At 71.6% G+C, this 22,111-nt stretch carries 15 protein-coding genes; 5 read left to right on the top strand and 10 right to left on the bottom strand.

What is annotated here, in order from left to right; all coding sequences use genetic code 11:
• Positions 1-29: 29 nt before the first annotated feature.
• On the bottom strand, positions 30-4,544 hold the full coding sequence (locus K8640_RS04605) for an amidohydrolase family protein (protein ID WP_223745956.1): 4,515 nt from the start codon (positions 4,542-4,544) through the stop codon (positions 30-32).
• A gap of 185 nt (positions 4,545-4,729) precedes the next feature.
• Here K8640_RS04605 and K8640_RS04600 point away from each other — a divergent pair, with 185 nt between their 5' ends.
• On the top strand, positions 4,730-6,340 hold the full coding sequence (locus tag K8640_RS04600; RefSeq protein ID WP_141328976.1) for a serine/threonine-protein kinase: 1,611 nt from the start codon (positions 4,730-4,732) through the stop codon (positions 6,338-6,340).
• 250 nt (positions 6,341-6,590) lie between these two features.
• Entirely contained in the window at positions 6,591-7,439 is an 849-nt protein-coding gene (locus K8640_RS04595) for a RimK family alpha-L-glutamate ligase (protein ID WP_141328974.1), read from the top strand.
• 24 nt (positions 7,440-7,463) lie between these two features.
• Here the strand turns inward: K8640_RS04595 and K8640_RS04590 are convergent, their stop codons facing one another.
• Together K8640_RS04590 and K8640_RS04585 are read right to left on the bottom strand one after the other, a co-directional pair.
• A complete protein-coding gene (locus K8640_RS04590; protein ID WP_223745955.1) occupies positions 7,464-8,888 on the bottom strand; it encodes an alpha/beta hydrolase-fold protein in 1,425 nt (474 codons plus the stop codon).
• A gap of 39 nt (positions 8,889-8,927) precedes the next feature.
• A complete protein-coding gene (locus K8640_RS04585; protein WP_223745954.1) occupies positions 8,928-9,473 on the bottom strand; it encodes a hypothetical protein in 546 nt (181 codons plus the stop codon).
• A 149-nt stretch (positions 9,474-9,622) separates the two neighbouring features.
• On the opposite strand from K8640_RS04585, the gene K8640_RS04580 reads away from it, so the two are divergent.
• On the top strand, positions 9,623-10,159 hold the full coding sequence (locus tag K8640_RS04580) for an FHA domain-containing protein (protein ID WP_141328968.1): 537 nt from the start codon (positions 9,623-9,625) through the stop codon (positions 10,157-10,159).
• Positions 10,160-10,210: 51 nt separating this feature from the next.
• Here the strand turns inward: K8640_RS04580 and K8640_RS04575 are convergent, their stop codons facing one another.
• From K8640_RS04575 to K8640_RS04565, 3 genes are all read right to left on the bottom strand, one after another.
• Positions 10,211-11,755 (bottom strand): serine/threonine-protein kinase, encoded by a 1,545-nt coding sequence (locus K8640_RS04575; protein ID WP_223745953.1) that lies wholly within the window; start codon positions 11,753-11,755, stop codon positions 10,211-10,213.
• Between the two features lie 229 nt (positions 11,756-11,984).
• The gene (locus K8640_RS04570; RefSeq protein WP_223745952.1) at positions 11,985-13,289 is read right to left on the bottom strand and encodes a MopE-related protein; all 1,305 of its coding nucleotides are present in this window, start codon (positions 13,287-13,289) and stop codon (positions 11,985-11,987) included.
• 5 nt (positions 13,290-13,294) lie between these two features.
• The gene (locus tag K8640_RS04565; protein WP_223745951.1) at positions 13,295-14,518 is read right to left on the bottom strand and encodes a hypothetical protein; all 1,224 of its coding nucleotides are present in this window, start codon (positions 14,516-14,518) and stop codon (positions 13,295-13,297) included.
• Positions 14,519-14,710: 192 nt separating this feature from the next.
• On the opposite strand from K8640_RS04565, the gene K8640_RS04560 reads away from it, so the two are divergent.
• Both K8640_RS04560 and K8640_RS04555 read left to right on the top strand, forming a co-directional pair.
• Entirely contained in the window at positions 14,711-15,151 is a 441-nt protein-coding gene (locus tag K8640_RS04560; protein WP_046711014.1) for a host attachment protein, read from the top strand.
• 56 nt (positions 15,152-15,207) lie between these two features.
• Positions 15,208-15,807 (top strand): HAD family phosphatase, encoded by a 600-nt coding sequence (locus tag K8640_RS04555; protein WP_141328960.1) that lies wholly within the window; start codon positions 15,208-15,210, stop codon positions 15,805-15,807.
• 10 nt (positions 15,808-15,817) lie between these two features.
• Here K8640_RS04555 and K8640_RS04550 read toward each other — a convergent pair whose 3' ends face one another.
• The 4 genes from K8640_RS04550 to K8640_RS04535 form a co-directional block, all read right to left on the bottom strand.
• On the bottom strand, positions 15,818-16,468 hold the full coding sequence (locus tag K8640_RS04550; RefSeq protein WP_223745950.1) for a glutathione S-transferase family protein: 651 nt from the start codon (positions 16,466-16,468) through the stop codon (positions 15,818-15,820).
• A gap of 41 nt (positions 16,469-16,509) precedes the next feature.
• Positions 16,510-17,109, bottom strand: coding sequence for an adenylate/guanylate cyclase domain-containing protein (locus tag K8640_RS04545; RefSeq protein ID WP_223745949.1), 600 nt, complete (start codon positions 17,107-17,109; stop codon positions 16,510-16,512).
• 294 nt (positions 17,110-17,403) lie between these two features.
• Positions 17,404-19,707 carry a protein kinase domain-containing protein gene (locus K8640_RS04540; protein WP_370640314.1) on the bottom strand — a complete coding sequence of 768 codons (2,304 nt, stop codon included), beginning with the start codon at positions 19,705-19,707 and terminating at the stop codon, positions 17,404-17,406.
• Positions 19,708-19,995: 288 nt separating this feature from the next.
• Positions 19,996-22,074: a S46 family peptidase gene (locus K8640_RS04535; RefSeq protein WP_223745947.1), complete on the bottom strand. Its 2,079-nt coding sequence runs from the start codon at positions 22,072-22,074 to the stop codon at positions 19,996-19,998.
• Between the last annotated feature and the right edge of the window lie 37 nt (positions 22,075-22,111).

Genomic DNA, 22,111 nt, shown 5'->3' with positions numbered 1-22,111 from the left:
AGCCGCCCGAACCTCAACCCCGACTCATGTCAGGGCGCGACGAGCACGTTCGGCGCCCCCGGCGTCAGCTGCGTGGTGAACCGGAAGTCCTCCACGTTGTCGTCCGTGTCCGAGCCGTTCGGAATCCGCGACAGCGAGCCCTCCACCGTGTCGATGTCCACCAGACCCACGGTGCTCCGCGGCCCCTCCTGCAGGTCGAACCGCTTCTGCGAACCGCTGATGGTGGCCTGCATCACCGGGCCCTCGTACGACAGCGAGTCCACAATCGCGTCCTGGAGGCTGTCGTAGAGGGCCACCGCGTCCGCCGAGGGGCTGCTCGCCGTGCCACCATTCTGGATGGCCGTCGTCGACAGCAGCACCTTCACGCCCGGCTGGTCACGAAGCACGCCAATCACCGCCTCCGGTCCCACGACCAGGTACTCCCCAGGCCCCAGCGTGCCCACGCTCTTCAGGTCGATCTTCGCGTAGCTCGCCGGCTGCGCCACGCCGCCGTTCACGTAGACCAGGAACAACCCATCCAGCGAGACGGCGGCCGGCGTCGGGTTGAAGAGCTCCACGAACTCCCGCGTGTCCGTGCTGCGCTGGTCGTAGTCGACCTCGTTGACCAACAGGTGATTCAGCTCGGGGCGCTCCGCCGTGGAGACCTGCGCCGTCAGCGTCACCCCCGCGTACGTCGCGCTCAAGGTCCCCGTCGCCGCCTCGGTGCCCGCGGTGAAGAGGGCCTGCGCGGTCCGCTGCCCCTCCGCCACCGTCACCGTGGCGGACTCCAGCGTCCCCAGGCCCGTCTCCGGCGTCAGCGCCACCGCGACGACGGCGCCACCCGCCTGCGCCGCGCGGTCCAACGTCACCGTGAAGCCCTGCTTCGCCCCGAAGAACACCGTCGCCGTCGAGGGCGTCAGCGAGGCGAGCTTCGCCGGAGGCGGCGTCACCGTGACGGTCGCCGCGCGGCTCACGCCGAGCAGCGACGCCGTCACCGTGCCCGTCCCCTCACCCTCCGCGTCCGCGGTGAACAGGAACGTGGCCTCCGTACTCCCCGCCGGCACCGTCACCGTGGCGGGCACCGAGCCGTAGCGCGTCACCCCCGTCCCCGGCGCCGCCCCCAACGTCACCGCCAGGTCCTGCGCGGGCGCCGAGGACAACGTCACCCGGAACTCCTGCGTCTCGCCGTACCGCACGGACACCGGCCCCGCCGGCGACAGCGACACGAGCCTGGGCGACGACAGGTCCACCGTCACCGTGGAGCTGGCCTGGCTGGTCCCCACCACCGCCGCCACCGTGCCCGAGGGCCCCGCCGCCGCCTCGTCGAGCGTGAAGGTGAACGTGGTCTGCAGCGCGTTCTTCGCCACCGGCACGGAGACCGCCGGCGTGAAGGTGCCGAACCCCGTCTCCGGCACCGCGAACAGCGCCACGGACGCGTTGTCCGCCGCGGGCCGGTCCAACGACACCGTGTACGTCACCGAGCCGCCCGGCACCATCGTCACCTCCGCGGGCGACAATCGCGCCACCAGCGCCTGCTCGTCCTGGCCCAGCACGCGCACCGTGGCCTGCCGCGACACCCCGCGCAGCGTGGCCGTCAGCACCACGCTCTCCGCGGGCGCCAGGGCCTCCACCTTCACCTCCACCGAGCTCTGGTTGCGCGGCACGCGCACCACGTCGTTGACCACGCGCAGCGCGGCGCTGTTGCTGGAGGTGACGGCCACGTCGATGGCCTCCGTGTACGTGCCCGACAGCGTCAGCGTGAGGACCTGCGGGAAGGTGCTCACCGCGCCCGTCCCGCCCAGGCGGACGTACGCCCCCGGCCCGAAGCTCGCCAGCGTCGGCATGGGCGGCATCAGGTCCGCCGAGCTGCGCGGCAACACCTTCGAGTCGCTGAACATGTACGTCAGCACCCCGCGCAGCGCGCCGTACTTCGTCCCCACCGCCGGGTCCCGGTAGCTGTAGGCGAAGTCATCCACCATCAACCCCGCCTGCCCCGGGTCCCCGCTCTCGTTGACGAGGAACTGCGAGAAGGAGTCGACGCCGCTGGAGACCGTCACGTCGAACACGTCCACCAGCACGCCCTCCAGCGCCTTCGCCCGAGGCCCACCGGTCCGCACGTCCGCCGTGGTGACGGCCACCGGCGTCGGCAGCGCGCTGCCCGCGCCGCGCTTGCGGTACTTCACGTCCACCAGCTCCGGCAGCCCCTGGTAGATGGTCAGCGTCGCCGTGACGATGTCCAGCCGGTCCCCCACCACCAGGTCGTCCTTGGGCGCGTACACGTAGATGCCCGAGTTCTCCACGCCCAGCCCCGGCGGCAGCGGGTGCACCTGGACCCAGAAGCCCATCTCCGTCAGCGCGCCGCGCACCAGCGCCGTGACGACGACGTCGTTGAACGTCACCGTCTTGCCCACCCACGGATAGCGCCCATCCCCGTCCTGCGTCTTCAGCTCGTGGACCGAGGCGGCCGAGCAGCCCAGGTGGCCCGGGTTCGGGTCGGAGGCACACGCGTCGCACGCATCGCCCTTGCCGTCGCCGTCCTGGTCCGCCTGGTCCGGGTTGGCCACGTAGGGGCAGTTGTCCTGCCACGTGGGGTGGCCGTCATGGTCGTCGTCGCCCGCGGTGTACGTCGTGCATGTGGTCGTGTTCGCGTTCAGCGGGCACACGTCGCACGCGTCGCCCACGCCGTCGCCGTCCGAGTCCGCCTGCTTGCCGCCGTCCATCGGACGGATGGGGTTGAAGACGAACGGGCAGTTGTCGGCGTTGCCCTTCAGGCCGTCGCCGTCCGGGTCATCCGAGCGGCTCTCGCCGGAGTACACGTTCGAGCGCTTCACCGACGCGGGGAAGCTGGGGTTGTTGGAGATGCGGCGGGGCACGCACACCGGCTCGCCCTCGGGCACGCCGCAGGCAAACAGCTTGTAGGCCTCCGGGTTCGCCGCCTCCAGCGTGGCCAGCGTCTTCTTCAGCTCCGACTGCACGCACACCGTCTTGCCGCTGCCGCACACGTCCAGCGCGTCACACGGCTCCGCGCCGGACACGAGCGCGCCCACCAGCGCCTGGTCTCCGTAGAGCGCCTTGCCGCCGCGCATCGTCAGCACCACGTCCGCGGCCTCCGCGCTGATGACCGCGCGGTGCGGAGAGGCGGCGTGCGTGCGCAGCGAGTAGATGGCCAGGTCGCCCAGCTTGCCCGGGGCGATGCGGCCCACCCCGGCCTGCATCTCCACCGCCTCCGCGGCCTGGCTGGTCACCATCCGCCACAGGTCCACGTCGCTGAAGGCCCGGTCGAACTGCACGGTGTTGAGCGTGTCCGCGCACTTCAGCTCGCGCAGCAGGTTCATGGAGCCCGACTGCACCCAGTCGGTGCCCAGCGCGATGTTCACCCCCAGCCGCTTGTACGCCGTCACCATCGCCGTGTCGCCGTACAGCGCGACGTTGGAGCGCGGCGACCAGATGAGGCCCGTGCCCCGCTCCGCCATCAGCGCAATCTCCTTCGCCGTCACGCCCACCGCGCTGATGAGGGACGTGCGCGGCTGGATGACGTCGTTGATGCCCGTCGACAGGCAGCGGAACTCGTTGAGCGCCTCCTCGCCGATGCCCTCGGCCAGGTGCGGCAGGTACGTGCCGTGGTTCGGCAGGCCCGAGGTGCGCGGCATGCTGACGTAGTCACACGTGTTGGTCTTGATGTCCGTCTCGCGGCTGCCCAGCGGGAAGTCCACGGACGCGGTGCTCCACTGGTCCAGGCCCTCCAGACGGCTGATCGGCTGGTCCACGTTGCGCAAGAGGCCCGCGGCGCCGCCCAGGCCCGCGATGGACGTGGTGCCCGCCAGCAGGTGGCGCAGCTCGATGTAGCTCACCGCGTCCACCGCCGAGCGCGTGCTGTTGGCGATGCGCGTGTGGTTGCCCAGGCCGACGACCCAGTCCAGCCGGTGCTCGTAGCGCTCGTCCGTCATGGCGAACGGACCGTTCTGCTTGGTGACGTGCTCGTGCGTGTTGATGAGGCCCGGGGAGATGACGCCCGTGGGGCACGCCACGTGCGTGGCCTCGGCCGCGCCCGCCTCCGCGGAGCAGTCACACGACGCGCAGGTGATGACGCCGCTGGCGTCCACCAGCACCTGGCCGCCCACCAGCGTCTCGTCGTCCTTGAGCACCAGGCCCGTGAACAGGCGCGCGCCGTTGCCGGGCTTGGAGACCTCGCACGTGGCGCCGCTCGCCAGGGGCGGAGCGTCCGCCGCCGCGCAGCGCGTGAGCGTCAGCGAGCAGTCCGCCTCACAGCCATCCTGGCCCGTCAGGTTGCCGTCGTCGCAGACCTCCGTGCCCTCCAGCCGGCCGTTGCCACAGGCCGCCTGCGGCCGGGTGGGCGTGGAGGTACAGTCCGCCTCACAGCCGTCGCCGCCCACCTTGTTGCCGTCGTCGCACGCCTCCCCCTCCTCCTGGACCCCGTTGCCGCAGACAGCGGCCTGGGTGCAGCCCGTCCCCTCACAGGGCTTCGGGTCCTCCCGCGAGCACCCGACCTGGAACAGCAACACCGCGCTGAGCGCGGCCAACAACGAGCGAGGCGACATTCGCATCTCGGGGGTCTCCTGATGGCACCCGCCTGGGTGCGCGGACGGCACGTACTTGAAACGCCGCGCAGAGTAGCCTGTGAAACATTTCAGCGACAGACGTCCCCGGGGCAATCCACCCTGGCGAAATGCAAGGGGCTCGGGGGCACCCCCCGCAGCCGCTTCCCACCTTTCTGTAGACTGAGAAGCCGATGACCGCCCACACCCTGACGAGCCCCGTCTCCCGCTTCCTCGACGGACACCTACGACGCGATGCGCAGGGCCGTGAGCTGTCCGTGGCGCGCTTCATGGCGGGCCTGTCGGGCGCGTCGGTGGTGGTGGCGGCGGCGCTGGGTCCCTCGCTGGGCTGGGGGCTGACGCAGGCGCTGATGGGGCTGTCGGCGGTGCTGGCGCTCTACTACACGGCGCTGTGGCGCGTGCTGCGCTCGGGCGCGTTCCATCCGGCCATCCCCTGGCTCAACGTGGCCATCGAGGTCAGCATCCCCGCGGTGGTGCTCGCGTTCGACTTGCGCTTCCAGGGGCCCATCTACGCGCTCACCGCGCCCACGCTGGTCATCTGGCCCACGCTGATTACGCTCGCGACGTTGCGCAGCAACCCCCGGCTGGCGCTGGCCGCGGGCCTGCTGGTGGCCGCCGAGTACCTGGGCATCTACTTCCTCTTCGTCCAGCCGCTGCTGCCGGAGTCGGCGCTCATCACGCTGACGCCGCGCTTCATCGCCACGCGGGCCTTCTTCTTCGTGGCCGCGGGCGTCTTCACCGCCACGCTGGCGCGGCACTTCCTTCAGCTGACGCGGGGGGCGCTGTCCGCGCTGCGCGAGCAGGAGGTGATGGGCAAGTACGTGCTGCACGAGCGCGTGGGCGCGGGCGGCATGGCGGAGGTGTACCGGGCCACGTACTGCCCGGAGGGCGGCTTCCAGAAGCAGGTGGCCCTCAAGCGCATCCTCCCCTCGTTCGCGGACGACGACGACTTCGTCGCCATGTTCCGCCGCGAGGCGGAGCTGTGCTCGTCGCTCAACCACCCCAACATCGTGCAGGTCTTCGATTTGGGGCGGCACGGGGGCACGTACTTCCTCGCCATGGAGTTCGTGGATGGGATGCCGCTGAGCACGCTGATGCGGGGGCTTGCGCGCAGGCCGCTGCCGGTGGCGGCGGTGACGTTCCTGGGGGCGGAGCTGGCGTCGGCGCTCGACTACCTGCACCGCCGCACGGGCACGGATGGACAGCCGCTGCGGCTGGTGCACCGTGACCTGAACCCGCCCAACGTGCTGGTGTCGCGCTTCGGCGACGTGAAGCTGTCGGACTTCGGCATCGCGCGGGACTCGGCGCGCTCGCAGCTCACCGCCGCGGGCAGCGTGCGCGGCAAGCTGGGCTACATGGCGCCCGAGCAGGCCGCGGGCAGGCCCTTCGATGGGCGCGCGGACCTCTTCGCGCTGGGCCTGACGCTGCACGAGGCGCTCACGGGGCGGCGCGCGCTGCAGGGCTCCACGCAGGAGGCGCTCTTGCGCGCCACGCTGGACCAGGAGGTGCTCCCGCCCTCGCGCTTCAACCCGGAGGTGCCGCCCGCGCTGGACGCGGCGGTGATGGGGCTGCTCGAGAAGCGGCCCGAGCAGCGCACGGCCAGCGGGGCCATCCTGCGGCAGCAGCTGCTCGCGCTGGAGGGAGAAGCCGCGCCGTATCCGCGGGGACAGGCGCTGCTCGCGGGCGTCCTGCGTGAGGCGTCGGAGCGGCAGCAGCAGGAGAAGGCGGCCCAGGCCTCGCCCGAGGCTCCCGCGCGTGTGCCCGTATCGGCGCGCTCGGCGTGAGGCGCTGACGACACACCGAGGGAGCACGCGCCCCAGGGCCGCGCTCCGCGCGCTCCCGCGGTGAAGCCGGAGCACACCTCCCCACGCCGCTGACCATCACAGTGCGAGCCCCCGCGAAACTCCTGCTGCCCGGACGACCTCGCGCTACGTATCGTGTCGATGCGCGCCGCCCGGTCCGCCTCGACTGTCCGAGGCGTCCGTGCCCGGCCACCGCCCACACCCCTCGGCGCCCCACCTGGAGCCCTTCACCATGGATGTCGCTGTCCTCACCTATTCAGACATGCCCGAGCTCGCCGAGTTCGAGCGTCCCCTGCTCCCCGCGCTCCGCGCGCTGGGCCTGGATGCGCGGCCCGTCGTCTGGGACGACCCGACGGTGGACTTCAAGACCGTGCGCCTCGCCGTGGTGCGCAGCACCTGGGACAGCCACCTGCGCCGCGACACCTTCGTCGCCTGGGCCCAGAAGGTCGGCCGCCTCACCAGGCTCCACAACCCCGCCGACGTGCTGCGCTGGAACACGCACAAGTTCTACCTGCGCGAGCTGGAGGAGAAGGGCATCCCCGTGACGCCCACCGCGTGGGTGGAGCGCGAGGGCACCCTGGACCTCGAAATCGTCGCCCGCGCCCGGGGCTGGGACACGCTGGTCCTCAAGCCCGCCGTGTCCGCCGGCGCCGTGGAGACGCACATCATCCCGCGCGCCGAGGCCGCGGCCGGCAACGCGCTCGTCACCCGACTCTCCGCCACCAGCGAGCTCATGGTGCAGCCCTACCTCCGGGCCTTCGAGTCGGAGGGAGAGCGCAGCTATATCTTCTTCGACGGCGCCTTCAGCCACGCGGTGCGCCGCCCGCCCACGCTGAAGTCCGCGCCGCGCGGCTTCTCGGAGCCCACCCTCTTCACGCCCGACGCCAAGGAGCTGAAGCTGTCCGAGCGCGTGCTCGAGGCCATGGGCGCCCCGCTGCTCTACGCCCGCGTGGACGTGGCCACCGACAACGAAGGCGTCACCCGGCTGCAGGAGGTGGAGGTCACCGAGCCCGCCCTCTTCCTCAACCTGGACGCCGAGGCCCCGCACCGGCTGGCACGGGCCATCGCCGCGAAGCTGTAGCGGCGTCGCCGAGGGAGTGCGCGCCTAGAGGCCGCACTCCTTCGCGTCCGTGTTGCGGAACGCGCACAGCAGCCCCGGCTGGCGCTTCTTCCAGAAGGCCCAGTCGTGCGCGCCGCTCACCTCGTTCACGTGCACCACGCCGTAGCCCTTGTTGCGCAGCGCGGAGACGAACTGGAGGTTGGACTGACAGTCGTCCGCGCCCTGCTCGCCGTCGCGCGTGCAGCCCGCCGAGGGTGAGCCGTGGTCCACGTAGAAGCGCACCGGCACCACCGGGTCCGCGCTCGCGCGCACCACCATGGCGTTGCCGTCGTTGCGGTCCACCTCGCCGTCGTGCGGCCAGAACAGCGTGCCGGACTGCGTGCCCACGAAGCCGAACTTCTCCGGCGCGCGGAAGCCCGCGTACACGGAGATGAGCCCGCCCAGCGACGCGCCGGAGATGCCCGTCTCCTGGGGCCCCGTCTTCACGCGCAGGCCCGACTCCACGCGCGGCATCAAGTCATTGACGATGAAGGCCAGGTAGTCGTCACCCCGAGGCGTGGGCCAGCCCGGCGCGAGCGCGGGCGGGAAGGTGTACTGCCCCAGCCGCACGTCCTGGCTCGGCAGCGCGATGAACACGAGCACCGCCGAGTCCTGGGGCCGCGCCTTGTAGTGGGCGTCCGCCGCGTCCACGAAGGACTCGCGGGTGATGCTCTCATTGCCGTCGTGCACGTACATCACCGGCAGCGACGGGCACTCCGGGCCGTCGTACGACGCGGGCGTGTAGACGAAGACATCGCGCGCGTCGTTCAGCGCCGTGGCGCGCACGTCGTACCACGCGGTGAGCCGGCCCTTCGCCGGGTCCTGCGCGTCCGGATAGACGAGCGAGTTGAACTGGCCCACGTCGTTGCGGTTGAGGCGGTCCCACACGACGTTGCGCGCGCGCGGGTCCTCGAAGAAGCTGCCGCCCTTCACCAGCTTGTACGGCTGCGGCCCCGTGCGCGGAATCTCCACCTCCGCGAGGTACAGGTCCGTGTCGCGCACCTGCCCGAGCGGCGTCGCCGTGGGCGACCACTCGTTGAACTCACCGGCCACGAAGGTGTCGCGCGCGGACTCGCCCCGGGCGAAGAAGGCCACGCGCTGGCGGCCCGCGCTCGCGTCGCTCACCAGCGGCGTGCCTCCCTGGGCCTCCACCTGCTCCACGAAGCGGTCGATGGCCTGGGTGCGCTCGTTCGACGTCGTGGCCCGCCCCATGGCGAGCTGCAGGTCCGCCAGGAGCGACATGGGCGCGCCCTTCACCACCGCCTGCCGCTGACAGGCCCACGTCGTCGGACCGCCTCCCCCGTCGGGCGTCGGCCCCGCGTCCGGATAGGACTGGGTGAAGGGCGGCGGCGGGACGACGGGCGCGCCCTCCGAATCATCACAGGCGGACGAGAGGCTCGCGCACAGCAGGACCAGGGACAGACGGCGCATCGCGACTCCAGGCGGCGACAGGCGAGAAGCAGGGACGGACTACGGCTGCGGCTTGGCGGCGGTGGCCGCGGCGGGCACGGTGAGCTCGCGCCCCCACACCCGGACCTTCGTGGCCTTCTCCGCCTCGCCATCGAAGTAGATGCTCGCCTTCACCTTCACGGAGGGCGGCACCTTGATGGAGTCGGCCGACTGTCCGGGGGAGCGGGCCTGCAGCGGCGTGGCGAAGCCGTCCTTGTCCAGCAGCTGCGCGCCGCCGCCCTCGTGCAGGCCCAAGAGGTGCAGCGGCTGGTCCGTCTTGTTCGTCACCGCGAGCACCACCTCCACGCCGCCGCCGTGGGAGGGCTTCGCCTCCAGGACGGACAGCTCGGTGTTGGCGGCCACCTCCTCGGCGGTGGACAGCGTGCGCGAGCCGTCCGCGCTGGCGGCGCCCTTGCGGCCCTCGTTGAAGCCCTCGACGACGCCGCTGCCGGCGCCCTTGGCCACCTCCACCGTCTTGCCCACCACCGTGGCGGTGACGTCCTTGGCCGTCTCACCCTTGCAGGCGGGGACGAGGAGCAGGAGCGGGGCGAGCAGGAGACGACGCATGGGACCTCCAGAAGGATGTGGGCGCGGGTGTACTACAGGGCCCACTCCGCGCGCGAGTGGGGGGCCACCCGCCGGGTTTCAGACGATTCGTGGACACCGGAATGCACCTTCTCGCGCGCTGCGGGGGCCGAAGGGGTTATGAGTCATCCATGGCTCGCGCACTGCTGCTCTCGCTGCTGGTGAGGCAGCACCTGGCACTCAAAGAGAAGTTTCGCGCCAAGTACCCGCACCCCTGGCTGGTGTGGGAGGCAGGCGCGTGGAACGTCCCGGAGACCGTGGACGGAAACGTGGGCGCCACCCGGCTGCCGCTCACGGACCTGAAGGACTGCCTGCCCGCCGGGGACGCCATGTGCTTCGAGCTGGTGGCCCTGGCCGAGCGAGGCCCCATCCGCCTGGGCCGCGCCTCGCAGAACAACGCGCTGGTGGTCAACGACGCCACGGTGTCGCGCGAGCAGCTCATCCTCACGCCCCAGTCCGAGGCCACCTGGCACGTGGCCCGCGTGGCCGACGCCAGGCCCGTGAAGCTGGACGGCCGGGAGCTGCCCGACGCGGGCGTGGTGCTGACGCCCGGCGCGAAGCTCGAGGTGGGCGACGTGCGCCTCACCTTCCACGACGCGGCGGGCTTCGACGAGCGCATCTCCCGCATCGCCGCGCAGGTGCTCGCCCAGACGGCCACCTCGCGCTGAAGGTCCAGGCCGAGACGGCGGCGAGGGCCTCCCGCCGCCACGAAGCCAGGCCTAACGCCCCGAGGACTCGGCGCTCGCCGAGCGCGCCTTGGTCTTGCGCGAGGCGGCGGCGTCCTGCGACAGCTTCTTCGCGCTCGGCTTCTTGCTCGCGTTCGCCCTCGGCGCGGTGAGCGACTTGGCCAGCGGCACCTCCAGCTCCGTGTGCGAATCCAGCCGCACCGAGCGCTCCGAGGACACGTACCCCGCCAGCTCCACGCGCAGGTGCAGCGGCACCTCGCGGCGCGGCAGCTCGCGCACCAGCGGCGTGACGCCCAGCACCTCACCGGTGTCCGAGCGCACCACCTGCGCGCCCTCCGGGAAGGAGTGCACGGTGAGCCGCACCGCGGGCACCACCACCTGCTCGGGCGCCGCCGCCAGCACCAGGGGCTCCGGCACGCGCTCCGGGGAGACGACGGACTCCGACGCGCTCGGGACGATGACCGGCGCGCTCGATGTCCCGGTGCCGCGCCACACCAGCGCGCCGGCCGCGAGCAACGCCACGACGCCCGCCCCCGCGGCCCACAGGGCGCGGCGACGATGGGGCCCCATCACCACGGGCATCCGCCGCGTGGGCCGCTCCGACGGCTCCAGCGCCGCCACGGCCTCCGGCGACGAGGGCACCTGCACGGGCAACAGCAACAGCCCCGTCGTCACCTCCGCGAGCGTCTGCGGCCGGGCCTCCGGCTCCTTCGCCAGACACCGCATCACCAGCTCCGCGAGCTGGGACGGCAGCGGCTCACCGGTCGCCAGCTGCGTGGGCAGCGGCGGCGGCGGCTGGGTGATGATCTGCACCACCAGCTGCCCGAAGGCCTCCGCCTGGAAGGGCGGGTGGCCGGTGAGCATCTCGTACAGGATGTTGCCCACCGCGTAGATGTCCGAGCGCGCGTCCACCGTCAGGCCCGCGGCCTGCTCCGGGGACATGTACGCCGGCGTGCCGATGATGGTCCCGTCCAGCGTGCCCGTGGGCGCCGCGCCCTCGGTGGCCAGGTGCTTGGCGACGCCGAAGTCGAGCACCTTCACGAAGTCCGGCTGCCCGGCGCGCTGGGTGAGGAAGAGGTTGTCCGGCTTGATGTCCCGGTGCACCACGCCCACCTGGTGCGCCGCGCCCAGGGCCGCGCACACCTGCACCGCGATGCGCTGGATGCGCGCGAGCGACAGGGGCTCCTGCTTCAGGAGCGCGCCCAGGCCCTGCCCGCGCAACAGCTCCATGACGCAATAGACGTGGCCGCCCTCGCCCTCGTCCACGAAGTCGAAGATCTCCACGATGTGCTCGTGGTTGATCTGATTCACCGTGCGGGCTTCCTGGAAGAAGCGCTGCACGAAGCCGCCGTCGCGCGCGTGCTCGGGCTTGAGCACCTTCAAGGCCACCTGGCGCCCCAGCCGCGCGTGACGCGCCTGGAACACCCGGCCCATGGAGCCCTCGCCCAGGAGCGCCTCCAGCTGGTAGCTGCCCAGCTGCGAGCCCTCCCGCAGCTCCACGCCGACACGTTGCTCGCCGCTCACGGGCCCTCCGCGAGAGGACAACAAGGTCTGCGCGAAGAGGTCATCGTTGCCCATGGTGTGAAGAACTCTCCATGCTCAGGCCCAACGGCAACCCACCGCGGCCCCTCTGTCTTCCACGTAACGCCCACGTCCCACGTCCCCAGCGGTGCTCGCGAGACGGAGGTCGACGAAGACCCTGTCCGAACCCCGAACCCCTCCACCCCGCACGGCCCCGACGCCCCCCCCGCCACCGTCCACTCGTGGACAGGCGCGAGGGCCGGGCATCCAGGCGGGGCGGCGTGGATCACGTGCAGACCCCCGAGCGGCAGACGCCGGCCACGCGGTTGCCATCCACCAGGCGCGAGCAGCGGGAGTTGTTCGGGCAGTCCTGGGTGTCCGCGCAGTCGGTCAGGCCATCCTTGTCGTTGTCGACGAGGTCGTTGCAGCTCACCTCGGCGCAGCGCTTCGACGTGACGCCGCACACCGCGTTCGGCTCACCGGCCACGCACAGCTGGCCGCCGCAGTCGGAGTCCTGGCAGTCGACGCTGGGGTTGTCCGTCGTGCCATCCCCGTCATTGTCGATGCCATCGGTGCAGTTCGCCTCGGCCTTGGCGCTGCTGCGGCACGCGCAGCCCACGCCGCACGACTGGCCGCTGCAGTCCAAGTCCGCGCAGTCCGTCTGGCCGTCTCCGTCGTCGTCCTCGCCGTTATCGCAGGCGCCCTCGACACAGCTGCCAACGTTGTTACACGAAAGCCCCGGCCCGCACTCCTTGCGCTCGCAGTCGGGGTCCGCGCAGTTGAGCCGGCCGTCGCCGTCCTCGTCGCCGCTGTCCGGCGTGCACAGCGACTCCGTCTTGCGGCCGTCCGTGCACACGCAGCCGGCGCCGCAGGACTTGCCTTCACAGTCGTCGCGGTCCGCGCAGTCGATGCTCCGGTCCTCGTCGTCGTCCTCGCCGTTGCCGCAGTCCGACTCCGTCTGCCGGCCGTTCTCGCAGAGGCAGCCCGCGCCGCAGGCCTGCCCATCGCAGTCGTCGCGGTCCGCGCAGTCGGTGGCCCCGTCGCGGTTGTCGTCGATGCCGTTGCCGCAGTCGAGCTCGCCGCGCTTCTGGCAGACGCCCTCCACGCAGGTCTGCAGCGCGGTGCACACCGTGCCGCACGTGCCGCAGTTGAACGGGTCCGTGAGACGATTGAAGTCCTCGTCCACCTCGCCGTCGCAGTCGTCATCCACGCCGTTGCAGCGCTCGACGGTGGGCAGCACGTCGCCCACGCACGCCACCGTGCCCTGACGGGTGCAGACGGACTGGCCGTCGCGGCACGCGCCCTTGCCGCGGTTGTCGTCCTTGCCCGAGAAGCACGTCGCCTCCAGCTCGTCGATGGCGCCGTCGCAGTCGTCGTCCAGGCCGTTGCAGAGCTCCGCGCCCTCCGGGAGGCAACAGTAGCGGGGCCCGTCATCGGGCAGCGACGTACAGACGAAGCCCTCGCCGCCGCAGTCCCCGTCCTTCTCACAGGTGTAGGCGGCGTTGTCGGGGAACGTCACCTTGCAGCCCGCCACGCCGGAGAGCAGCAGCACCGCGGTGAGGGCTCGCAGCCAGGATTCGAAGGTCTTCATAAGGCTCAGAAGCTCCCACCGACGACGACGTGCACCGCCGTGGACGCGCCACCCGCGCTCACCGTGCCCACGGGCGCGGCCGGCTCGCTGCGCGACGGAATCACCAGGAGCCACGTCACGCTGCCGGCCGCCACGGCTCCACCGCCGATGAGCAGCCCCGCGGCCAGGTTGGCCTTTGACTTCGCGTCCAGCATCTCCTTGCGCGTCACGTCGATGATGCCGTCCCCGTTGGTGTCCGTGGCCCGCTTCTCCACGTCCTTGGCGCTCATGCTCATCACCGCGCCCGCGCCCGCCACCGCCAGCCCCACCAGCGCCGTGTAGAACGCCGGCCGCTTGTAGATGGGCGTGCTGGCGCCGCCGCGTCGCTTCGACGACACCCGCGCCACGCCGTCCTCGGGCCCCTCCGGCGCCGGGCCGGAGATCTCCATGCGGACCTGGACCTCCTCACGCGCGCCGGGCTTGAGCACCACCGCCTTCGTGAAGGACGCGTACTCGTCCGCGGACACCTCCAGCTGCACCGTGCCCGGCGCCAGCCGCGCCTCCACGCTGCCCACGCCGAGGATGCGCTCGCCCACCTTCACCACCGCCGTGGGCACGTTGACGCTCACCTTCAAGAGCGCGCGCGGACGCGCCAGCGCCATCATCCGATTGCCCAGCTTCGTGGCCGCCTCCTTCTGGAAGGCCTCGTCCTTGGGGTTGCGCCCCGACACCACGTCCTCGTGCACCACGCCGCGGTCGCGGTCATACGTCCACGCGCGCAGCGTCCACCCCGCGTCCTCCAGCGACAGCCGCGCCGTCGTCAGCAGGTCCGCGTCCAGCTGCTCCGCCGGCTCCGTCATGCACGACGCCTGGGCGCAGCTCAGCGCCGCCTCGTAGCCCGCCTCCAGTCGCTCCCGCGCCTGCTTGGGCGTCGCGGCGAACTCCACCATGCCGGACGACATCGCGCCCTTCGCCAGCTCCCGCACCCACGCCGACGCCTGCTGCGAGCCCGCGCGCTCCGGCGTCTCCAACCCCAACAGGATGAAGCGCGGCGTCAGCGACACGGCGCTCTCCTCGCCCTCGCGCAAGTCCAGGCCCATGCCCGGCGCCGGCTGCTCCTGGGGCGCGGACTCCGACGACGTCTCGGAGCTGAGGTCCAACCCCAGGCCACCCTGCTCCTGGCTCCTCGCGGGCGGAGCCCAGAGCGCGAGCGCCAGCACGGCGACAGGCAACAACGCGGGAATGCGCATGCCGCCGTTCTACTCCTTTGCCATTCCCAACGGAATGATCGGTCCGGTTCCGAACACCGGAACTCCAGATGTGGGTGTCAAACCCGCGTGACACGCCCGCCTGCCCTGCGCGCGACGGGGGAGCGGCTCGGGACAGGAAGGTTGCCGGGCGCCGCGTGGGTCCTCATCTCCCACCCTAAGGAGGCGTGACACATGGCGGACGCAAAGCTCTGGATTCTCGTGGGGAACGCGAGCCGGGCCCGGCTCTTCGAGACGGACGCGAAGGGGCGCGAGGAGTGGAGTCTGGTCGAGGAGTTCTTCCACGAGGAGAGCCGCGTCAAGAGCGAGCAACTGCGCGAGCAGCCGGACAACCCCAACGCGGGCACCCTGCACGGTCCTCCCGGGGAGAACGAGCCGCAGGGTCGTCGGGAGCTGGAGCACGACCGCTTCGCGCGCGAGCTGTCCGGCGTGCTCGACAAGGGGCATGACCGCCACGCGTTCGACAAGCTCATCATCGCGGCGCCGCCGGAGTTCCTCGGCAGGTTGCGCAAGGCGCTGAGCACGCGGGTGCGTCAGCGGGTCCTCCTGGACGTGGGCTCGGACTACTCGACGGTGCCCGCGCGGGATTTGCCTGAGCGCGTCCCGCTCCTCTAGCCTCGCCTGCCCTTCTGATGACCGGGCCGTCAGGCGACCCGGTGCGAGGAGCAGGCATGGCGGAGGTGAAGGCGGTCCTCCTGGACCTGGGCAACGTGCTCGTCTTCCACGACAACGCGTTGCTCTTCGCGCGGCTGGGCGCGTGCGCGCGGATGTCCGCCGCGGAGGTCGCCCAGCGGCTGATGGGCGCCGGGTGGACCGAGGCCAACCGGGGCACGCTGGACGCCGAGGGCATCCGCAAGAGCGTGTGCGGGGCGCTGGGCGTCGAGCTGCCCATGGCGGAGTTCGCGCCCCTGTGGAGCAGCCACTTCACCACCCACGAGGCCGTGCTGCCCCGGGTGGAGTCGCTCATCGGCCGGGTGAAGCTGGTGCTGGTGTCCAACACCAACGCGCTGCACGCGGCGTACTTGCGGCCCCGGCTGCCGCTGCTGCAGCGCTTCGACGCGCTGGTGATGAGCTGCGAGGTGGGCTTCGTGAAGCCCGAGCCGGACATCTACCGCATCGCCCTGGAGCGCGCCGGCGTCGAGCCGCGCGAGGCCGCCTTCTTCGACGACCTGCCGGAGTTCGTGGAGGCCGCCGACGCGCTGGGGCTGCGTGGGCAGCTGTTCACCACCGCCGACGCGTTCGACGCGCAGCTCGCCCGGCTGGGGCTGTGAGCCAGCGCGCTCAGTCCTCGTACTTCGCCACGGGCGGCTCGTGCAGTCCGGCCTGGGCCCACTTCTGGAAGGCGGGCTGGGACAGGAGCGTGTCGCGGTACGCGGCGCTCACCGGGTCCAGCGTCACGTCGTAGGTGACGAAGCGCGTGGCCACCGGCGTGTAGAACGCATCCGCGATGCTGAAGCGGCCGAACAGGAACGGCCCGCCCTGACCGAAGCGCGAGCGGCAGTCGTTCCACAGCGCCTGGATGCGGGCGATGTCCTCGGCGACGCCCGGCGCCCGCCCCTGTCCCGGCTTGCGCGCGCGCAGGTTCATCCCCATGTGCTCGCGCAGCCGCGAGAAGCTCGAGTGCATCTCCGCCGTCACCGAGCGCGCCACCGCGCGGGCCTCGCGCGACTCGGGCCACAGCCGGGCCTCCGGGAAGGTCTCCGCCAGGTACTCGCAGATGGCCAGCGAGTCCCAGATGACCAGGTCTCCGTGTCGGAGCGCCGGCACCCGTCCGCTGGGCGAGTGCTGGAGGATGCGGTCCTGGGTCCCTGGCGTGTCCAGGGGGATGACGACCTCCTGGAAGGGCTGCCCGGTATGGCAGAGCGCCAGGTACGGCCGAAGCGACCACGAGGAGTAATTCTTCGAGGCGACGACGAGGGTGAGCTGGGGCATGGCGCGCACCGTAGCGCCAGCGTCCGGTGAATACCCGCGCTTCAGTTCGCCGTGGGCGTGCGACTCAACAGCGAGCGCATCCGGGACAGCCACGGCCGACGGCCGCGATGCTCCCGGGGGTCGATGCGATAGACGGCCACCGGCAGGCGGATGTTCTTCATCTCGCCCCGGCCCAGGCGCACCGGCGGCGACGCCAGCCGGCCTTCCACCTGCCGGGCCACCGACTCGCTGACATAGAGCGTGCCGGGCCTCGCGAGCGCCTCGATGCGCGCGGCCAGGTTGACGCCCTCGCCGAACACGTCGCCGTCGCGGTGCACCACCATGCCCACGTGCACACCCACGCGCAGCACCACGCGGCGCTCGGCGGCCACGGTGCCGTTGTGGGTCTCCAGCTCCCGCTGGAGCGCCAGGCCGAAGTCCACGGCGGACATCCCGCCCTCGAACTCCAACAGGAACCCATCCTCCAGACGCTTCACCTCGCGCCCTCCATGGCGCGGCAGCAGCTCTCGGACCAACGACGCGTGTTCCTCGCGCACCACCTGCTGGAGCGCTTCATCACGCCAGGACTGACGGCTCACGGCCTCGATGCCCGTGAACAGGATGGCCGACAGTTTCCCCGGCTCGGGTGCCTCCACCACCATCGCTCATCTCCCCTCCCCCCGATGCCAACTGTTCGAAAGCCTACTCCAGGACGCGGTCCCAGTCCCCGCCGGGCCCCCCTCACGGCGGAGACCGGACCTCGGACGGCCGCTTGCCCTGGTAGGGCGCTGCCTCGCGAAGCTGAACCATCCTATTCGACACCATCAGGAGAATTCATCTTTAACGCAGCGCAACACCCGTCCGCAGGAGGGCGTGGTGGGTCGTGTCTGGCCAACGACGTGGCGGGTCGGGCGGGGGTCTGACGGATGACAGAGGCGAGCGGGGCTCGCCGGTGCTCACAGGGTGATGCCGTGCTGCTGGCAGTACCTGCGCACCTCGGCCTGCTCGGAGGCGGGGACGCGGAGCCAGACGAAGCGCGCGCTGGAGAGGTCCTTCTGGTGGCAGTGGGCGCGCGCGAGGAGCGCGAAGGAGGCGCCGGTGGCCTGGTCGCGCTGACTGCGGCGGGCCAGCTGGATGGCTTCGCCGGGGTCACCACGGGCCAGGGCCTCCTCGGCCAGCTCCAGGTCCGTGGGCTTCGTGTCATTGCCCTCGCGCTTCGCCTTGGCCTCGCGAGATGGCTTCACGGAGGACTCCATCTGACTGATGCCCGTCGGGGGTGGCGAGGGGGCCTGCGTGTTCTTCTCCGCAGGAGGCGTGCCCTGGACGAGCCGTGTCTGTGATTCCGGCGCTGGCGGCGGTGCTGGCGCGGCGGGCGCGACCTCGGGCGGCGGCGCGTTCTGGGTGGGCGTCGTCGCCAGCGGGACGTTGGTGGCGGAGCGGTTCTTGTGGGTCACCACGAGGCCCGCGCCCACGAGGGCGACCACGCCGGCCGCGAGCAGCCATCGCCCGTAGCGCCTGCGGCCCACCACCGGGACACCTCCCGAGGGCGAGCGGATCGTCACCGGCTCGGAATCCGAGTCGGGCTCCATGGCAGGCGCGTTCGCGGCGGGAGGTCTCCAAACCTCCAGCGGGACGGCGGGGGTGTCCGGGACGGGAGGCCGGGGGAGCTCGAGTGGAGGGGAAGGCTCCGCGACGGGAGGGCGCGCGACGACTCCGGGCTTCGGAGGGGAGACGCGCACCGACCTGCCGACGAGCCCCGACGCGGGTGCACGCGAGGGATCGACGGAAGGGTTGTCCACGTCCTGCCCCGCGCTGCCCCGCTCGGCATCGGACGACGCCCTCGCGGCTTGAGCCGCCACGCCGCGCGCGGGACGCGTGGAGCCATCACCGCCATGCACCACGGCACCGAGTGGCGCGCGCGCCGGAGCCTCGGCTCCGTTCGCGGCACGTCCCGCGCCCTGCGCCGAAGCCTCCAGGCCACGGCCCGTCGCGACAGGCCCCTGCGCCGAGCGCGCCGACGCATCCGCGCCGTTCGCGTCTCGTCCCGTGCCATGCGCCTCGGCTCCGTTCGCGGCACGTCCCACGAGTCCCGCGCCCTGTGGCGAGCGCGCCGACGCATCCGCGCCGTTCGCGTCTCGTCCCGTGCCATGCGCCGAGCGCGCCGATGCATCCGCGCCGTTCGCCCCGCGTCCCGTTCCATGCGCGGCGGCCGCCACGCCATTCGGGGCGTGTCCGGTGCCCTCCAGCACGGCTCGAGACGAGACCTCCTCGCGAGGAGCCTCCGCCGGCTTCGCGCGCGACGCCGCGTCCGCCTGCGGCCTCGAGGCCCGCCAGGGCGAGACCACCTGCGTCGCGGGCTTCGACGGCGGCGACGCGATGGGCCGGGGCTGCACGGTCGCCGTCGGCACCTGCGCCGCGGGCCGCACCACCACGGGCGCCGGCGCATCCGGTGACGGCGTCGCCGTGCGCAAGGGCGTCCCCGTCAGCGCGGCGATGAACGCGCTCACGTCCGGGAAGCGGTCCTCCGGGCGCTTCGCCAGCGCCTGCTCGATGGCTCGCACCACGTGCACCGGCGTCTGCGGCGCCACGTCCAGCAGCGGCTCCGGTGGATCATAGACGATGCGGTAGATGAGCTCCGGCAGGATGCCCCCGTCCTTGAAGGGCAGCTTGCGCGCGAGCATCTCGTACACCATGCACCCGAACGAGAAGATGTCCGTCCTCGGGTCCACCTCCCGGTTCTTCCCGGTGGCCTGCTCGGGCGCCATGTACTGCGGCGTGCCCAGCAGGATGGCGTCCTGCGTCTGCACCGTCTTCGAGTCGATGATCTTCGAGATGCCGAAGTCGAGCAGCTTCACGTGCTCCACCGACATCCCCCCGAGCTCCGTGGGCACCAGGAACACGTTGCCGGGCTTCAAGTCCCGGTGCACCACGCCCGCCCCGTGCGCCGCCTGCAGCGCCGAGCCCATCTGCCGCGCGATGGAGAACACCTCCGGCAGCGTCAGCTGCGCGCCCTTGCGGATGCGCCGGGACAGCGGCATCCCCTTCAGGTGCTCCATCACCAAAAACGGCGAGCCGTCCGCCAGCGTGTCGAAGTCGATGACCTCCACGATGTTCGGATGCCCCAGCCGCGAGGCAATCTCCGCCTCCCGCCGGAAGCGCAGGTAGACCTCCTCCCCCAGGCTCGCGTCGTGCCGCAGCACCTTGACCGCCACGTGCCTGCCCGGCAGCCGCAGATGCCGCGCCAGGAAGACGGTCCCCATCCCTCCTCGGCCCAGCACGCCGGAGATCTCATACGTGTCCCGCAGGACCGTACCGAGCGGGATGTCATTCGTTGGCGAGGAGCCCATGGATGAAGCCGGCCTTCACACCGGAAACCTCATTCTATCCTGGAACCCCTGACATGCCTCGGCCAGTCATCAGCCATCCACGCACGTCCCCGCCGAATTTCCGCAGGCACACTGCACCCCGAGGTGCCCTCAGCGAGGACACCTCGGGGTATCGACTTCTCACAGCTTGAGGAAGCCGAGAGGAAGCGTCCTGAATCCAACCTACCTCGCGGGTGGGGCCTCGACGTCGCTGGCTGCCTTCAGCTCGCGCACCACGCGGGCCGCGCCGTAGACGTGCTCCAGCGCGGCGAGGATGCCGTCCCCGTGCACCGCCACGGCGCGGTTCGTCTCCGGGACATAGGCGTAGCGCCCGCCGAGCGAGTGCAGGTTGCCGTCGAAGATGAGCCCCACCACGCGCCCGTCCCGGTCCACCACGGGCGAGCCGGAGTTGCCGCCGATGATGTCGTTGGTGGTGGCCATGTCCAGGGGCGTGGCGTCGGGCACCTTGCCCTTCGCCTTCATCCACGTGTCGGGCAGCTTGAAGGGCTCCTTGCCGGTGTGGCGCGCGTAGGCCCCGCCGAACGTCGTCAGCGACGCCACCGGACGGCCATTCTCCTCCCAGCCCTTCACCTGACCGGGGTTGAGGCGCAGCGTGAAGGTGGCGTCGGGGTAGCCCGAGGTGCCGTACACGGCGAGGTGCGCCTTGGCCAGCCGCTCGCCGTTGCGCTTGAGCACCGCCTCCACCGTGTCCTCGTAGCGCTTGCGCACCTCGCGCGCCGGGCCGTCCACCTTGCGCGCGAACAGCAGCATCGGGTCCTTGGACGCGTCCACCGCGGCCTTGCCACCCTCGAGCAGCGCCTTGCGCGTCTTCACGTCGCCCAGCTTCGTGCCGCGCACCAGCGCGCGGGCCAGCCCCTCGGGGGACTCCGTGCCGAGCACCTCGCGCACGAACGGATCATCCGCGCCCAGGGTCTCCCGCAGCCGGCCCAGGCCGAAGGCGAGCATCGACTCGTCCAGCTCCAGCGCGATGGGCGCGCTCCTGAGCAGCTGCTGACGCAGCGAGGGCAGCTGCGCGTCCGTGTACTCGCGCAGGCGCTCCGCGTTCGGCTTGCCCTGCTCCTCCGACAGCCGCACCAGCTGCCGGGCGATGCCGAACAGCTCCGAGCCGTACGCGTCCCCGGCCTCCTTCATGCGGTACTCGGGCAGCATGCGGCGGTACGTGTCGAGCGCCTTCGCCGTCTCCTCCCACGCCCCCGCCGTGGCGGCCTTCACCTGGGGGTTGGCCTCCACGCGCCGGCGCAGCTCCGCCTCGTCCTCGCGCTTCTTCGCGAGCAGCGCCGGGTCCGCGAGCGCCTGGAGCCGGCCGCGCAGGGCCTTCAGCCCGTTCTCCACGCCGCGCAGCCTGGAGCGCGTGGTGCGGAAGCGCTCCGGCGACGTGCTCGCGTACTCCTTCAGCTTGCCGCGCACCTCCGCGAGCATCAGCAGCGTGTAGGGCAGGTTCACGTCGCGCTGGAACTCCAGCTCCGCGACGCTCGCCTTGCGCTCGGTGCCGCCGGGGTGGCCGGAGACGAAGACCAGGTCCCCGTCCTTCGCGCCCGTCTTCGCCCACGGCAGGTAGTCGGGGCTCTTCGCCGGCTGCTCGTCCTTCCACACGCGCAGGAAGGCCACGTCGTAGCCGAAGCGCGGGAAGTTGAAGTTGTCCGGGTCTCCGCCGAACGCCGCCATGGAGAACTCGGGCGCGAACACCAGGCGCACGTCCTGGAAGCGGCGGTACTCGTAGAGGTGATACTTGCCGCCGTTGAACAGCGTCACCACGTCACAGCGCACGTCCGTGGACGTGGCGCACGCGGACTCCACCGCGGACATCTCCTTCTTGAGCGCGGTGTTGAAGGCCGCGCCGGACAGGCCCTTCGTCGCCGTGTTCATCCGCTCGGTGACGTCCGTCATCTTCACCAGCTGGTTGGCCTCCACCTTGGGGCAGCGCCGCTCCTCGGCGGGCGTGCGGGCCTGGAAGCCCTTGGCCAGCAGGTCCTCCTTGGGCGAGGCCAAGTCCTCGATACATCCTCGGATGCAGTGGTGGTTGGTCATCACCAACCCCTCCGGGGACACGAAGCTGGCGGAGCAGCCGCCCGCCAGACGCACCGAGCCGAGCCGGACCTTGTCCAGCCACGCCTGGGTCGGCGTGAAACCATGGGCCTTCTTCACCGCCTCCACGGGGAAGGCGTCGTAGGTCCACATGCCCTCGTCCGCCACGGCGGGCAGCGACAGGAGCAGGCCAAGTGCGAGCAGTGCACGGTCCACGGGTGTTCATCCTTCTGGAAGTCGAGTGAGAAAGGCG

This window comes from Myxococcus sp. XM-1-1-1 (assembly GCF_020037095.1).
Lineage (GTDB): Bacteria > Myxococcota > Myxococcia > Myxococcales > Myxococcaceae > Myxococcus > Myxococcus fulvus.
This window is presented reverse-complemented; position numbering and strand designations above follow the sequence as displayed.